Below are 17,985 nucleotides of genomic sequence, written 5' to 3'. Positions count from 1 at the left end.
TTTTGTATTCTTCTTTGAGTTTAATCTTTTACCAACCTGATACCAAACATTCTTAGATGCGGATTACCTTGTGCAAAGTACCTATAGTTACCTGCCGGATACATTTCCAAAGCATTATTAGATCCAGCCCCGTTAGTCCAAAAACTCGTTCTACCAGTTTCAACACCATAACGGAACCCCAAAGGTCTGCCTGCATTAAAATTATTATAGCGGTAACCAGCTATAACAAAATTAGCACCATAAGGATCTGTACCTCCATACCATTCATCCAGCAAATCTGATGCATCAGGGAAATCACTCTGTAAGGATGCGACATCATCATCATTCATAACATGCCAACCTAGTGGTGCTATTAATGGTTCCCGAGGCACTAAACTAGAGTAAACACGACCGTTTGCACCATCACTCCATGGAGACATAAACGTAGGAAACCCAGAGATAGGACCGCTATCTACTGGATGCTCATCATAATAGAGTGTTGTAGTAGAAGCTGTTATTGGATAATCTCCACTTGTAGGCTGTACAACCTTTACTAAGTCATCACCATTGGTCAACTTCTTTGTTCTTAAATTATGCGTCATCACTACCTGAGAACCTAAACGCACCCATGGATAGTCAAGTGATTCTGCTCCTCTTACATCTGTGTAAACACCTGTCATTTGAGGCGTAAAAGATATAATTGGAGATTCTGTTTGTCCATCCACATTTTTAGCAACAACTCTAGCATAGTATGTTCTAACATCGTTTATATTACCAGGAATATCCTTGTTTTTAACAATATATTCATCTCCAGCAACATCACTAGCAACTAAAGTAGTAGGTGGATTTGACGTACCTATATATACATCATGAGAATTTGCTCCTAATGTAGCTCCCCAAACAATGGCTTCATCTAAAGATAATGTACCATCGACTACTGCTTCTTCAAGCGTAGGTGCTGCTGGCCCTGTAGATCCTAAATAATCAAAACTGTATATTTCTGTATCATAAGAGTTACCTGATGCATCTTTAGCTTTGACATACCAAAAATATTTTGTGTTTTCTACTAATGTTGATGTTGGATTAAATTGAGAATCTCCAGAAAAACTAGACGCTATAGAAATTGGTGGGTTTACCGTATCAAGATATAAATCATATATTACGGTATCACCTTCTGGGTCTGTAGAGTCTGTCCAATCTAGTAATACATCGCCATCTCTAGCAAAAACAAGTTGTCTATCAAGAGGTGCAACAATTGAAGGCAAATCCGGATATCCTTCAAGTAATTTTTGAAAGGTTCCAACCTCACTTGTAGACATACTTTCTGAATCAGAAACTTCTACGCTCCAATAATAAGTATCAAACTCTGTTAACGCTGAACCATCATAAGCAAAAGTGCCTGTATCTTCCACCGTTCCAATTAATTCAGTTGGCGGGTTTTCACTACCGAGGTACACATTGTAAGTTAACGTTTCTCCTAATGCTGCATCTAAAGGTTCCCACTGGAAATTAAGAGCATCTCTACCAAAACCTTGTGGACCAATTAAAACAGGCTCAGACAATGATGGAGCTGTAGTGAAACTCCAAATGTCACTCTCGTTATCATATATCCCATCTTTAGCTACAACTTTCCAATAATACGTAATACCACCTTTCATAACCGTATTATTAGTTATCTTATACTCTAACTTATTAATGTTTTCTGCTCTTAACCCTAGTTTATCTTTATCTGTTCCAATATAAAAATCGTATTTAAAAGTTTCTGGATTATCACCTGATGCTGTCCAAGTAAAGGTAGGATTAAAACCTATAGATTCTGACGCATCCGACGGTGATGCTATAGACACTTGGATATCTGGAATAACAATACCATTTTGTTCATCATCATCTCCGCAAGATGTCACAAAAAAACACAATGCCAACACACTTGTGAGAAAAAGATTTTTTACGCATTTCATAGTTATTTTCGTTTAGTTATTAAATTAATATGTGTGTATTAGTCAATTACAGGTCTAAGAAAAACTTAAATTTGTTAATCTTATTTATGATATAATTTACCTGTTGAATTATTAATATAGAAAAGCAATTTTTGCTTGATTCCTAAAAAGATTATGTGATTAAAAAGCCCCTCAACAAAAAAATATAAAGTAGTATCTATAAAATGTTATATTTGAGAATTTTCTGTAAAAGAGATAGTTTAGTTAGTTTATAATCTTATTTTAAAAAGTTGAGTTGTTTAGTTAGTTTGTTTCATTTATTTTAGTTTTAGTTTTATTGGTTTTAGTTTTATTGGTTTTAAATGTTGTACTTATTAAGCTTTGTTTATAAAAATCATATTTACATACAGTAAAGTTCTTAAAATCGATTCTATTCCCTAGCATTCAAAGTGTTCATAATAGAGCTATAAAATGTTCATTTTGAAATAAATTGACACTTATGTAATAAATCACCTTCAAACGACTTTAGACTTCTCTTTTAAGTTCTCCTAAAAACAACTTATAGTGTTTTTTAGAAAAATATTTTTCTTTTATTTTATTACTTTGGGCTTAATACAATTAGAAATCCATATTCTAAATGTTTTATTTTCAAATATTTTAATTTCATAATAACCTTCCATAAACATTAATATTTAGTCAATCTCAAACAGGCAAAAATATTATATCTATTCCTTTACAAATCGCTTATTAAAAATACGATCACCTATTTTAATTTTTAGATGGTATAATCCTGTTGAGAATGAATTTACATTAATTGTACTACCATTGTGAATACTACTTTTAGAGATACTTCTTCCTAGATTATCAAAAATTTCCACTGAAGCTTTTTCTATAGATTTATGGTAACTAATATTTAAAATGCCTCTTGTTGGGTTTGGATATATTTGAACTTGATTATCTAACACCACATTATCAACCGATAATGCTGGTCCGTTACGTCGCAACCATATTCTTGTAGCTTGCCAGTTGGGGTCACTTCCGCCTTGGTCTGAAAACTCTAAAGTAAGTTTTCCGTCTAAAACATCTAAATCTGCTATCTGATTGAAAAAAGCTGCTGGTTGAGAATCTACATCATTAAAGATAATTTGCCCTTCTGCTTTTACTTGCATATTGTCATGCGCTTCGTCTCTATCTCCAAAAGTGATTAAAACTTTCCAATTACCATTAAGTACACGAGCTTCAAATACTCTAGTTTGATCTGACATTACAAAATCCCTGTTCAAATCGTTTACTCCACTAGTAACACCTCTATCTCTAGATTCTAAATTTGATGTATCTGTCCAACCAAAATTAATACCCTTTGTTGTATTAGAAACTCTTATATAATCATTAAAAACTTTTGAATTTCCTGTACCTAGATCAAACTTATACTCATTTGCTTCTGCTATTTCAGGTAAAACATCTGCACAAGGTATGGTTTCGTAAACCATTTCTCCCGAATTATAATAGAGCCTGGTATTAATGTTTGCATAGCTGTAACTATCATTTGTATGACTCGCTTGACCTTCAAAACGAAGTTTCATATTTCGCCTGTAAACATTTTTATCTGGTATTGCACAGCGGTAGGTATCTTGATAAAGTCCAATGTTATTAAAAGGAATATTTGGCGCATAAGTTGGCCTGGGTTCTTTAAACTTGAAGTTAAGATTGTCCGGTTGTTCAAACAAACTTAAATCTATATCCCTACTATTTGTAACTACAGCACTTCCGCCTCGTGTATTTGTATTGTTACTCCAGAACAAATTACTATCAAAACTACACTCATAAGCGCCAAATTTATTATTAGCATTATACTGATCTACAACAGGCTGTAGTAATGAGTATCTGTTCGTCCAAAAAGGTTCTATCCTATCGCTCCAATTAGCCGTTGTTAATCCAGATTGCCAATTTGGAATCCCGATGGCTTTTAACATGCGTCCTACATAATTATTTTTATCATTTGAATTGGTATTATTATTTGTAATGTAATTCATAGCTGTTTGGTAATTATTACCACTATCATCACCGTTTCGTATTGCTGTATGACAATCTAACAAGACGTTTTTTGTTATGTTGTGTCCAGCTCCTTTATTCATTTTAATAGACTCCCAACCTCCTTTATACAGTACGTTCTCAGTAACAAACTCTCCTCCGTCTATATCATCCGAAAAAAATGCAGCACGCCCAATTAGTGCTGGCACGCTCATAATATGGTGTACAAAATTGTGTTTAATTGTATTTCCGTGAGACCATATAGCATTTCCTGTATAGAATGCACCTCCATCGCCTTCCTCTATACCTACATTAAAGACTTCGTTTCTTTCTAAAAGATGATCTACTCCTTTATGTGTTAAAGGTTGACCATTCATATTATGAATTAAATTATTTCTAAAGATGTTACCTGCACCATTGATTCCACAGGCTTTACCATAAAAATCTTTTGAAAACACTTGAGTAAAATGACAATTTTCAATTTTGTTGTTCCCATAACTTATTGAGGTTGAAGTCATTTCCCCTCCATAAAGTCTCGTACAATTCGGGATATCATAAAAATCACAGCTTACAGCTGAACTATTTGTTACATCATGCCAAAAATTTAATGCTGTTAATGGTGCAGCAATAAATCTAAAACGCACACCTGCTACTAAAATATTATTACTTACTCCAATAACATTAATAGCGCCTTTACCGTTATTTCCTTTACCGACATTTTGAATGGTCATTTTTTGTATGGTTATCCCATCGGCATTATTAATTTCAAATAATTGTGGCCCTGCCCAAACCCCTATAGTCTTATCTTGATCGACGGGGTTATCAAACCAAACATAAAGGCTAGAGGTTTGGACATCAAAATACCATTCACCTGGTTGATCTAGTTCGTATAAGATATTATAAACTAAAAATCGTCTAGGCCTACTGCTTCCACCATTTCCTAAACCGTACCTAGTACCATCAACCAAACGCACATCTCCAGATCCACTAACTGAATGTATCCTGTTATCTTCCTTTAGCCATACTGCGGACACATAACCTCTGGTACCAACACGCTTAGTTCTTGTAATTTCTGTATTCCATTTATCAGCGTCTATACTTTCAACCATTCTAAATGAAGGTCCTACTGGGGCATTATATGTTCCCATAGTATTATTTACTTCTCCACTAGTATTGATTGTACTATTATTGACGTGTGAAAAGCCCACATTAGGAAAACGTGCTAATGTTTTCATTTCATCATTAATAGATATTTGTGCAGTAGATTCAGTTAATAATGCTATTATATTTGGATCTGTAATTTGAACCGATTGTACTTTACCCTTAGCAATTGGATTTAACTTATCTAGTTGTGTTTGCTCAGTTACAACTGTAAAGTTTTGTGCATTAATAAATCTACTCCCATCAAAAATTACTGTTTCATTTTGATATCCACTAATCACAAGGCCATCATCTTGAGAATCTAAAGAACATGTTGTATCATAAGAGTAACGCCCTCCTCTAATCCAAATTTGTTGTGCTCCAGTTGCTCTTGCTTTATCCCTAGCACCTATTAATGTTGCTAATGGATCATTTATAGTACCTGTATTTGTATCACTACCATTTTCAGCAATAAATAATTCGTTTTGGGCTGTAACTTGTATTGTCAACAATAAAGAAAGCACAAAACATATTAAACAAAAGTATTTTTTCTTCATAGTATTCAATTTTTAGAATTCAATTTATTCATCTATAAAATCAGCATGAAAAAGCTTTCTTTATATGAAAAATTCAATAAGTGGTATCTAGTAAACGAAAGCCTTTCTAATGCATCTCTAATAAACACCTAGCTATTATAAAAACTATAACTAATTTTATTAGTGCCACTTACATAATTATATTTTTCTAAATTACATATTTCACATACATGCTATATAGCATATAAAGTTCTTATTATTACTATAAATTGTTCTAATACCATTTCTACATCCAAATGACCGTAATAAAACGCTCTTTTTTCCTTTCTACTTCAACAACCGTAACTAAGGCCATGATTTATCTTTCTATTTTGTATAAAGAAAAAAATCCTCATTTTCTTTTACAGTAATTTAAATGCAGAAATGATATAAAACAAAAACGAAGGTTTAAATATTAAATAAAAAACGCATAATCGATTTACAATTATGCGTTTATGACATTATATCCTTTTTATGAGATAATACTATCTATTTTACTGTGTTGAAAAGCTCCACACTTGCCCTACTGAAGACGCACCATTACCATCTTTAGCTACAATTTTCCAATAATATGTAGTAGATGCCATTAAAGACGATGCTGTATATTCTTTATCTGTATGGTCATTCTCTACAATAGTCGTTGGTGGGTTATTGGTATCTAAATAAATATCGAATGTTAATGCATCACCATCCACATCTGTTGCTCCCCATGATAGAAATACTGACGTTACAGAAATGGTCTCATTTAAATCTGGGGTTAATAATGATGGTGCAAATGGTATATGATTGTCTTCTCCAAATCCTTCTGTATAGAATTGAAATATAGATGAAAAATTGCTGGAAGCATTCTTACTGTCTACTGCTTTAACCCTCCAATAGTATACCAAATCTTTTTCTAACAAAACCGTTTTTGTATTACTTGTAAGATTAGGAAAGCTATGTGTAATCTGAGTAAACTCCATATTCTTTGATATCTCCATAGTATACTTTACAGCATCACTTTCTGGATCTGTAGAGGTTCCCCAAGTGAATGTAAGATTGTTATCTATACATATTTGGTTATCTGTTGGTTCTGTTAAACCTGGAACAGACGGTGCTTCGTTTACTGGGCCTGGATCTGGGTCTGGGTCTGGACCTACTTCATCACCGCCTCCACTGCTACATGACATTAAAACTAATCCGAATAACGTAAGTATTATATATTTTTTCATTATTTCTTTATTATTTTAAAAACCTTTGGTTTATTATTATTCCCTACATGCAATACAGAAAAATAAATCCCTGCTGGCTTTTCATTAATATTTATTTGGATTTTTCCATTACTAACAGGATACAATTTAGATGATACTAATTGCGAATAAACATTATAGATCTCAACTTTCACATCATCATTTAATGCCATAGACAATTCTATTTCAAAAGCACCTTCTGTTGGATTTGGCGAAACTTTTGCAATACCATCCATGGTTTTATTTAGGCTTCCTTCACAGACTATACTAGATTTCACTTCTACAACATCACCATTGTTTGCTTTTACTGAAAATGATTGTAAAGAGGTTTGTAATACCATCTCTCCATTTACAAATACATTAAAAGGCGCAGTACCTTCAGTAATTTCTACAGCAACTTTACCTGAACCTTGAGTGGTTTTACCTGTTATTCCAGTTCCTTCTTCTATTTCAAAACTAAAACATTGGGTAATGCTATTAGCCGTATTTGTAATACATAAATCGTAGGTACCTGGTATTAAATCTTCTATAACCCATTCACTAACAAAGTTAATGTCTGCTCCTCCATTTAAATTTGCTACATAAGTCCCATTATTCTTGGCCGTAATTTTTACTTTACCATTATCCTTATCTGGACAGCTTTCACCTGTGGCTTTTATTATATAACTATCATCTCCTGTTTCTACAATAGTATTAGTACAAGGAATTGATTTAAAAATCTCTTCGCCCGAGTTGTAATATAATCTTTCTGTAATAGTATCAAAGTCATAAACAGCACTATTATCAAAACATGCAAGACCATCAAAACGCTGCTTAATTTCTTGACGATATTTATTTTTATCTGGTACAGCACATCTATATTCATCTAAATACAGTGCTACATTCTCAAATGGAATATTTGGAGCATATCCAGGTCTTGGTTCATTAAATTTAAAATTTAATGTGCTTGGGTTTGTAAAAAGATCTAAAGTCACCGCTTGTGTTCCTGAGATTATTGCAAAATCAGGATTGCTAGGAAGGTAATCTCTAAAAATAGATCCGAGAAACATATTATCAGTGTAATCGTTTCCATGTGCTCCCAAAACATCATTGTTATTTAAACCTTCATATAATGTTTGCATTCTAGGATATCTATCATACCAAAATTGTTCGACACGTTCTGGCCAGTTATCTTTTGTTATTCCTGTTTGCCAACCAGACACACCAATTCTTTGTAGCATTCTCCCTATATAATTGTTTTTAGTTGTACTATTTGGATCACTAACTAAAAGATCTACGGTTCTGTCATATTCAGCTACTACGTTATTATTATTATTTCTTATTGAGTTATAATTCTCAATAAAAACATTTCTTTGAATAGAATGCCCCCCAGCTTTATTCATTTTAACACCAGCCCAGCCTGCTTTGTAGAAAATGTTTTCATAAACATTATCACCAGCATCAATATCGTCTAAATGAATAGCTCCCTTACCTAATAATTGAGGTACAGTCATATTATGATGAAAAAAGTTATGCTTTAGCGTATTACCAAAAGACGATAAGTCTCCTCCTGAATAAAACATACCGCCATCACCTTCTTCAATGTTTGTATTAAATGCTTCGTTAAGTTCTATGACATGGTCTACACCATTAAAAGTTAAAGGCTGACCATTCATATTATGAATTAAATTATTTCTAAAAATATTACCTGCGCCCCTTATACCACATGCTTTACCATAAAAATCTTTAGAGTATACTTGAGTAAAATGACAGTTTTCCATAACATTATTTCCGTATGTAACAGATGTAGATGTTATTCCTCCTCCATATAATCTACTATTGTTTGATACATCATAAAAATCGCAACTTAACACCTTACTATTTTTAACATCATCCCATAGATTTACAGAGGTAAGTGGTGATGCTATAAACCTAAATGTTATTCCTGCTATCAAAATATTTCTACTCGCCCCTATAACATTTATAGCGCCTTGTCCATTACTACCAGATCCAACATTTTGAATCGTCATTTTTTTGATTTGAATGTCTTGTCCATCATTTATTTCAAAACATTGTGGTCCTGCCCAAGTACCAATAGATGTATTATCTGTTATAGGTATAGTTGGCCAAATGTATAAACGAGAATCTGAATTATCATAGTACCACTCTCCTGGCTCATCTAATTCACATAACAAATGGTATGCGAATAATCGATTTGGATGACTTCCCAATTTTATATCATACCACGTTCCATTAGTAAGTGTTATTTGCCCACTAGAACTCACTGAATTAACGGGAATATCTTCTTTAAAAAACTCAGCAGAAAAATACCCTTTAACCCATGCTTTTTTTAATCTGGATAGTTCTGCATTCCATTTTGAAGCATCAATAGGTTCTCTTATTTCAAATGTGGCTCCTTTAGGGTCTGTATCTGTACCTGTTTCTCTAAGATTATCTGCTCCAGTCACTGTACTATTTACTATATGACCATAGCCATTATTGGGAAATCTTGCTACAGTCATCATTTTATCATTCATAGAGATTTGGGCTGTAGGTTTCTCTAAAAATGTTTTCAATGCAGAGTTTGTTATAATTTGAGAATAGACTTTACCCACAGCATTACTGTGTAATTTAGCTACTAAATTACTCTGTGACACAATCTCAAATTGCTCAGAATCTATAAACCCACTACCATCAAGAATTACTTTTTCATCTTGATAACCACTAAATGTAACTCCAGAATCTTCGGAACCCAACTCACAAGTTGTATCAAAATTATAATGTCCCTCTCTAATAAATATAGTTTTTGCTCCAGTAGTTCGCGCTTTATCCCTAGCTCCTATTAAAGTAGCTAATGGGTTATCAATAGATCCATCATTGCTATCATTACCATTGGTAGCAATATAGAGTTCTGATTGAGCATTCGAGGCCAGACAAAATAAAAGCCCAAAAAGAACTAATAATTGTCTTGTTTTTTTCTTCTTTATCATAATAATTAATTTAAAACTTATTTTAAATAATAGTTTTCGTTGTTAAATTTTCCTTTCATATCAATACTTTTCAAACAAAACTACTTTAATTCATTCATACTTTGTATAGATATAAAATTCATATTATGGGTATAAATTGTTCATCTTATTGTTAAGATGACATTTTTTTAACAAAACCTTTATTTAACTCGTACTAAAGATACTTGTTGTGAATTAGAAATTTAAGTCTGTTATGCCTCCTATTTTAATACCTTTCAAAGTTAAAAAGAGGGCTATTACTATAATGAGATGCTTTTTTAGATACTCTAAATTTTGATTAATATCTGAAATATGTAAATCGTATAATTTTAGTTGTTGTTTATACTCGGTTTTTCAGCAAGTAGTGCTTTGCTTTTATACCATTTTGGATTCCATGCACCGAATAAGGGTGTGCTCCATGTGCCCTTTTTATAAACAAAAACTCTTGATGAGGATAGGCTTTAGAAAGTGTAATCCCCAACAAGAGTTCTAAACCAAATCGTTTTTAAAATTGTATGTCTTACCAAGCGTATTGTTGTAATAAGACAAGTGGTTTTGAAATTTCGCCATTATAGCTTAAAGATACTTTTTTAGATATTTTTTAAATACGTTGTTTTATTTCAACATCCAACTCATCATAATTCCCTGCTCCAACCATATTAGATTGACCTGCTTACCATAAGGTTTTAGGCAAATAAACTTAGATTAATACAAGCAAAAAATAAGAATGGTTAAAACTGTAAAACCATAATATTTTACTTTTTGTGACATCCATTAAATCTAAATTGTCTACAGATTAACACCAGTACCTTGCAACGAACTGTCATGATCCCACATAATTAACCAAGGATCTTTCGTTTTAAGTTGAAAGTCTTTCATTTTAGCTTTCATAGATTCCAAAGTTTCTCTGTAAGTATCATTCTCAGCTAAATTGATGGATTCGCTCGGGTCTTTTGTTAGATTAAAAAGTTCAAACTCTGGTCTGAACATATAATCCTTAACAGTACGCTTTCCAAAATACTCTTCGTCATTTCTATATATGGCTTGCCATGTTGAAGCTGCCCATAAATCTGATGCAAACGGATAATCCAAACGATAGGCGATATTCCAAATCAACTTATAATCACCGTCAATAACAACACGCATAGGATAATACATGGTGATTTCATGAAACGTATGTGATGCATAAATTTTATCCCAACCTTCTACCTTTTCTTCGTAAATGATATCCTTAAAAGATTTGCCATGAAACTCATCGGCATTAAAGCTAACATTGGCCATATCTAAAATTGTTGGTGTTAAGTCTACCCATGAAATTCTGGCATCATTAACTATGCCTCCTTTGGGCTTAGTAGGATCTTTTATGATACATGGTAACTTAATTCCAGGCTCGTAGACCGTAGTTTTTGCGCCAGGGAATGCCATACCATTATCAGAAATATAGAATACAATGGTAGTATCTAATTTTCCGGCATCTTTTAAATGCTCCATCAACTTACCAAATCCTTGGTCTATTCTAGAAACACTTTGGTAATATTGCGCAATTTCTTCTCTACTTTCTTTAGTATCAGGTAAAAAATCTGGAACTAAAACGTCTTTCGGGTCGTAAACAATCTGCTCTACACCAGCATATCCTCCTTCTTTGTTACCAAATGTGTTAGGTGCATCCCATGGATCTGGATTAAAAGGATGCCCTCTATGTGGATCATCGGTACAAAAATATAAGAAAAATGGTTTATTAGCGTTTATTACGTTTTTACTAGCATTTGCCATTTCCACCGTATTTCTTGGATCAGCCTCTAAAACTTCATCAAATAAATACACCGCCTCTGGTGCGACGTGATATTTTCCTATTCTTGCGGTTAAATATCCTGCATCTGATAATCTGTTAGAAAGCGATTGAACACCATCAAACGTACTAAAATGATGGTAGTCATGCACGTGTCCGTAAGACCCTGTAGCATGCCCAAACTGACCTGATAAAATAACTGATCTACTGGCCGCACAACTTGCACTAGTACAATAGGCATTAGTAAATCGTACGCCTTCTGATGCTAACTTATCAAGATTGGGCGTTTTTATAATCGGGTTACCATAACTACCTAATGCATCTGTACCATGATCATCTGAAACAAATAAAATGATGTTTGGAGAATTGGAAATCACATTTTCAGCATGTCCTTTATCTTGGTTATCTGTTAAATTATTACATCCTACACATAACATTAGAACAAGTATTAATGAGAAAGTCTTGATAAGTTTCATACTTAGTATTTGATATTATTTGATAATAAATTTCTTTACATGAATCTCGTTTTCAGACTTTAATTGAAGAAAATAAAGTCCTGAACTTAATCCCGATAAATCTAATTTTTCGGCTTTTGATTTTTTAATAGCTGATACCGTTTTCAAAAGCGCACCTCTAGCATCAAGAATGGATACATGTCCATTAACAGATGAACGCATATTTACATAAGTTGAAGTTGGATTAGGAAAAAGTTCAAAAGCGGTTTTCAATTCGTTTTCACCAATAGTTAATGATCCACAACTAATTGTTTCGTTTTCTGATGGAACAATAGCTGTAGGTTGGTAAATAAAACCATTCGCTACAATAGGTGCTTCTATAAAAACAGTTTGTGTATTTCCGTTACAAAGATAATTTCCTTCTACAACAAGACCTGCTATAGATGGCCCAATATAAACTTTAGGATCATAGCTACTTATAGTTGTTGGATTTGAAATTTCTGGCGGATAAAATTTAAAGTGCTTAGATTTTAACTCTGCTGTATTACCATAAGTTGCAGTAACATCCTTTATACGAACATAATCAAAAGTACCATCGGTTAAATTAATCGTTTGGTCATATTTGCTAGCAATAAACCCACCTTCTACTCTAACAGCAAAACCAGAACTTACAGAAGTAACCCCCTCTACATCTACGCTACCATTATGTACTGCATGGGGTGAAAGCATAACAGCAGAATTTCCATTAGTACAGGAAATATTTCGTCCTACCATATTATCCAATCCACCAACTTTTGTTTCTCCAGGAGGCAAATTATCTCCCTGTAAATCATTTAAACCTGTGGCTCCAGTCTCAAAACGCAATGTTGCTCCACCTGTAGCAGATAAATTTTTAAAAAGTACGTTTTCTGCTGATTGTGTCTGTACAACTCCATAGCCATATTGTGCATTTTGAATATCTATATCTTTTACAATACCATTTTCTGGATATGTGTAAACGCTACTGAAAAAATCCCCACCGAACGTTACAGCCGAAAATTTAGTAAGACTATCATCTACATTAAAACTTGATATCAAAAAATTAGTTACTTTTCTGCACTTAACCACGATGACATTAGGATTGTTGTTTTGTGTTAAGTCTACTCGAAATCTATTACCGCTAGAACTTGTAATAGATATATTTTGTATTGGAGCTGTAATATCACCCAAATTAAAGATTGCGTAATTACTTTGATTAGATCTTAATGAAGGACGAATAACCGCATCATCATCCATATCTAAATGCACATTGGATTTTAAATTTATTTCGGAAATAGAATAGTTCCCTGCTGGAATAGTCAATATACCACCTCCATTGGCATTAATATCATCTATTGCAGATTGCAGAACAGTACTATCGTCTGTTGCAAAATTGTTATCTGCACCATAGTCTGCAACTAAGTCTCTGTTATAATTTGCATTAGCTATTGGCGTATAAAAATTTGCCTCATTATCTATTTGAGCAAAAGTATTTATGGTCATAAATATAAACACTGTACTCATTACTACTTTTTTTTTCAAAATACTTTTCATCTTTTCTTACAGGTGTAATTAAGCATTATTTAGTTTTTTGCCTTTTTTATATTGTAAAACTTCAAAATAAAATATAAAATCTCTTTTATGATGATTGAAAACGATAATTAAATTATTAAAAAGCCTTTTAAAGATAAATTGTTTCTTTAAAAGGCTTTTTAAACAAAAAAGTGTTAGATAATTATTGAATTACAACTTTTTGTGTAAAGGTTTTTTCTTTTGATTTAAGTTTCACAACATAAACACCTGCTGCCAAATCACTCACGGGAATTTCTAATCTTTTATTTGTTTTAGATATAGATTTCACTCTAGAACCCAATAAATTATATAAGTTTACTTCAGTTTGTTCAACTGGGCTAATTACAGTAAGTCGATCACCCGTAGCAAAAATATTAACACCTTGCAATCTATTATCCTCAGCACTCAAAAGAGAACTTGAAAATATGATTTGATCAATAGCTATGTTTGAAGTTTGACTAAGCGGAGCCGGATCAATAACTCTAAACTGAATACCAAAAGAAGTAGCGCTTGTCCAAGCAGCTTCAGAAGTTAAGTCAAAGTCGTACGCAGTAAATACTCCAGGAGTATCATTAACACTAATGGTATGTGCATTAATGTTATTATTATTTGCTCCTGCATCTGTTACTTTTAACCTAACTCTAGTCAAAGTTGAGGTATTGTTAAGTACAATTCTCATAAATTTCATTGTTGTTGGATCAACAGTTTGTCCTGATCCTGATCCTACAGTACCTGTGTAATTCATTCTTGGCTGTGTAGTAGCCACACCATTATCCCATGACATAGTAACTGCTGCTGGCCCTACAGTTAAATCACAATCAGCAGGTGAAGGATCTGGGCTAGTAGTTACACTTACAAAATCGTCAAGACTGTTGTTAAAGTCAAAAGTTACTTGCTGCGCATTGGCACTAGAAATTAAGCCTGCAGCAATAATAGTTAAGATAGAAAATTTAAGTAATAGTTTTTTCATAATAGTCGTTTTAAATGAATTTATAGTTACTCAAAGATGTCAAATTAAATTAAATTAATAGTATTTGAGAATAAATAACAAGTATTCCTGAATTTAAAGACACTAAATTAATTACCAACAAAGTAAACTAATCTTTTATTTATTTCTAGACGTCATTAATTAAATACAGAAAACAAATTGATAGCCAGTTGTTTATATTCTGGTTCATTGGCATTAATCTGTATTTTTAAACAGCTCATCTAGAGGAGTTTTGTCCAGTAGAGATATTACAAGAATCTGTAATATGTCGTAAGTTGATCGATTAATTCTATGCAACTCAAAAAAGCCTTCAATAGAGCTGAAAACTTCTAATTTTCGCTTAAATCCAAAAAGTCTAAATGAGTTCAATACAAGTAATAACAAATTTTAAAAAGTTGGCACAGCCTCTTTTTCCCATTTTAAAAGTGAAGCTTTAAGTTTTTCAGCTTTTTCAGGTTCTATTGAAAACAAATCATTTTGTTCTTCTTCATTGTCTTTCAAATTGTATAACTGACATTTACCACTACGATATTTAATCAATTTCCAATCACCATCAATAATTGCAGAATTTTGATCTTCATAACTTCTATAGGAATATAGTTTTCGTGATGGTAGAATTTCACCATTTAATGCAGGCAACAATGTTTTCCCTTGTATTTGAGGCTCATTACAAGCTTCACCTGATGCAATTTCCATTATTGTTGGATATAAATCTATAGACTGTACTCTTGTTTCACATTTACTGCCAGGTTTTGTTACACCAGGATAATGAATAATAAAAGGAACTCTTGCTCCACCTTCTGCCAAAGCATCTCCTCCCATTTTACCACCTCTTAAATGTGCATTTTTAAACCTTCCTCCTTGATCTGATAAGAATACAATTATAGTATTATTGGCAATACCTTTGTCTTTAATTGCTTTTCTTACTTTACCAATAGATTCATCCATAGTACTAACCATGGCACCATATTCCGCCAAATCTCCGGTAATCCCTTTATTATTATAGAACTCTACCCAATCTTTCCTGCCCTGTAAAGGCGCATGAACATTGTAATACCATAAGGACATTGAAAATGGTTTGTCTTTATCGTATGCTATAATTTGCCTTACGGCTTCATTAGTCAAAACATCGGTTTTGTACGCTCCCTCTTTAATTTTTTTATCGTGATAATAGGGTTTAAAACTGTGCTTAAATGCTTCCGTTGAGCCAAACACCTCATCAAAACCTTGATTTTCAGGATAATACTTTTCCTCGTGTCCTAAATGCCATTTACCTAAAAAGAAATTATAATAGCCATAATCATGTAATCGCTCTGCATAAGTAATTTCACTTAAAGGCAAATAGTTGCGTGATGGCATTTGTGCAGGGTCTTTTGGCCAATAATGGAACTCGCCCTTGTGATCGTTGTTTGGTATATGCCTTACAAACCCCATACGCACAGATTCTTTTCCCGTTAAAAGCGAGCTTCTACTAGGGCTACATGTAGGTGTTGGGATATATGCCTTCGTAAATTCCAAACCTTCTTTACATAAGGCATCTACATTCGGCGTATGATACATTTTATTACGATATCCTATATCTGCCCAACCTAAATCGTCCACAAAGAAGATTACGATGTTTGGTTTGGTAGCTTTTTTCTTGTGTTTTAATTCACTTTCAGCAAGTGATTCAGCTTTCTTCTTACAGGAGGTAACGCATAAAAAACATACTAAAACCAATAGGAAGTTAATTTTTAAAAAGAGTTTCATTATAAAGCGTATTTTTCAAATAATTAATTCTTGATTATTTTATTAATATCAATCCACAAATTCCATGAGTCCAAATCTGTTGGGTTGATGTACATCTTTTTCTATATCATAAATGGGAAATAGTGTAGATGTAATTCTTCGTTCACCTTCTGTCTCGTTTCTGTCTTGACGGATGGCTAAAAACGCCCATGTATTAACTTTTTCTATAGGAACTATACCGCCTAAAAATCCAAATACGGCTATTGGTATTTCCATCTCCATAGTCCAACCCTTATCTATATCGGAATCATCATTGATAGTACCGTTATAGGTTACTGCTGTTTTAAACTCTGTTTTTGTCTTTTTTTCCTTCCGTAGTTCTGCTATGAAACTCAAAAAAGTCTTCAACATAGCTGAAAACTTCTAATCCAAAAAGTCTAAATGATTTCAATACAAGTAATAACAATCAATATACAGCCATGCGAAACGTTCTTTCTCATTATAGTTGAATTCATATTGAGATTAAGACGTTTTGAAAATTTAAGTAATTGACGACCTTATCTATTCATAAGCTATTTTATCGAATTACCAATTTTCACAGCTATTTAACAGTAACTTCCTTAGTTAATTCTGCACCTTTATTTCTTAGCACAACTTTATAATTTCCTGGAATTAAATTTGACACTCCTTCCATTTGCATTCCATTACTACTAAACACTTCAACTTCTGTTTTCATAGGAACATTGTTTAAAAATATTTTTCCATCACCACCAATAATTTGTGTATCATATTTATCGAAAATGGTACGTTCTTTTTTTGTTGACTTTTTGGTAGTCTTTTTCTTTTGTGACTTAATCTTGTTTTTCTCGGCTAATTTTAATTTTTCTGCGTTTGGTTTTACTTTGTTTTTGTTTTTTACAATATTAGCTCTCCAATTGCTGTCTGAAACCAGAGGCGTTGCAGAAAAGATAATTCTATCAATCTTAAACCCTTTGGGATCTAAATAATTTGCCCCTTCCTTCTTAAAAAGAAATTTCGGTTTTAACCTTCCAGTCCAATTATCATTACCCACTATAGTAAAAGTGTTATTATCAGCTATACTAACAAAATTGGAAGCATTTGTATCTTCTATTCTAATTCTTGCCGTAGTTACACCAGAATTATTGCTAGACAGATAAATCATTACAAACTTAAAAATCGTTGCGTCAATGGCAGTAGGTCCTTCAATTTCTACAATTGGCTTAACTCCATCTGGAATAATATTCAAATTACCTTTTGATGCAGTAATTATGGCTTTGGTCCTTGAGACTTTCCACCCTTCGTTATCAGATTCAAACTCATACGTAATTTTCTGAGCATAAAAATTCAAACAACCTAAAGTGGTAGTTCCTATAAATAATAGTGTTTTGAGTAGGTTCATCTTTATTATTCATTTAAAGTTAATAACACAAGAAAAGAGAATTTATGTAAATAAACTGAAATATTATAAGTTTTTAGTATTTCTAAGTAAGAACAAAATATCCCATAGTAAACTTGAGGCTAATCGTTCCCATCTCA

General features: G+C 32.8%; 10 protein-coding genes. All 10 read right to left on the bottom strand.

Features of this window, described 5'->3' with window-relative positions; all coding sequences use genetic code 11:
• Positions 1 to 20: 20 nt before the first annotated feature.
• A complete protein-coding gene (locus Q4Q39_RS02320) occupies positions 21 to 1,937 on the bottom strand; it encodes a fibrobacter succinogenes major paralogous domain-containing protein (protein WP_303280750.1) in 1,917 nt (638 codons plus the stop codon).
• Between the two features lie 704 nt (positions 1,938 to 2,641).
• Positions 2,642 to 5,644 (bottom strand): T9SS type A sorting domain-containing protein, encoded by a 3,003-nt coding sequence (locus Q4Q39_RS02315; RefSeq protein WP_303280749.1) that lies wholly within the window; start codon positions 5,642 to 5,644, stop codon positions 2,642 to 2,644.
• A 512-nt stretch (positions 5,645 to 6,156) separates the two neighbouring features.
• A complete protein-coding gene (locus Q4Q39_RS02310) occupies positions 6,157 to 6,873 on the bottom strand; it encodes a hypothetical protein (protein WP_303280748.1) in 717 nt (238 codons plus the stop codon).
• On the bottom strand, positions 6,873 to 9,860 hold the full coding sequence (locus Q4Q39_RS02305) for a T9SS type A sorting domain-containing protein (RefSeq protein WP_303280747.1): 2,988 nt from the start codon (positions 9,858 to 9,860) through the stop codon (positions 6,873 to 6,875). Before Q4Q39_RS02305 ends, Q4Q39_RS02310 begins: the two co-directional genes overlap by 1 nt.
• Positions 9,861 to 10,667: 807 nt before the next feature.
• Positions 10,668 to 12,143, bottom strand: a complete 1,476-nt coding sequence (locus tag Q4Q39_RS02300) for a sulfatase family protein (RefSeq protein WP_303280746.1) — start codon at positions 12,141 to 12,143, stop codon at positions 10,668 to 10,670.
• 15 nt (positions 12,144 to 12,158) lie between these two features.
• Entirely contained in the window at positions 12,159 to 13,664 is a 1,506-nt protein-coding gene (locus tag Q4Q39_RS02295; RefSeq protein WP_303280745.1) for a T9SS type A sorting domain-containing protein, read from the bottom strand.
• Between the two features lie 211 nt (positions 13,665 to 13,875).
• Positions 13,876 to 14,682, bottom strand: coding sequence for a T9SS type A sorting domain-containing protein (locus tag Q4Q39_RS02290; protein ID WP_303280744.1), 807 nt, complete (start codon positions 14,680 to 14,682; stop codon positions 13,876 to 13,878).
• 405 nt (positions 14,683 to 15,087) lie between these two features.
• Entirely contained in the window at positions 15,088 to 16,449 is a 1,362-nt protein-coding gene (locus tag Q4Q39_RS02285; protein ID WP_303280743.1) for a sulfatase, read from the bottom strand.
• A gap of 48 nt (positions 16,450 to 16,497) precedes the next feature.
• Positions 16,498 to 16,839, bottom strand: coding sequence for a hypothetical protein (locus tag Q4Q39_RS02280; RefSeq protein ID WP_303280742.1), 342 nt, complete (start codon positions 16,837 to 16,839; stop codon positions 16,498 to 16,500).
• A 190-nt stretch (positions 16,840 to 17,029) separates the two neighbouring features.
• On the bottom strand, positions 17,030 to 17,848 hold the full coding sequence (locus Q4Q39_RS02275) for a hypothetical protein (protein WP_303280741.1): 819 nt from the start codon (positions 17,846 to 17,848) through the stop codon (positions 17,030 to 17,032).
• Positions 17,849 to 17,985: the final 137 nt, after the last annotated feature.

Source organism: Flavivirga amylovorans (genome assembly GCF_030540875.1).
In the GTDB taxonomy this organism is placed as follows: domain Bacteria; phylum Bacteroidota; class Bacteroidia; order Flavobacteriales; family Flavobacteriaceae; genus Flavivirga; species Flavivirga amylovorans.
Note: the sequence above shows the minus strand (reverse complement) of the source record. Positions and strands in the feature narration are given on the sequence as shown.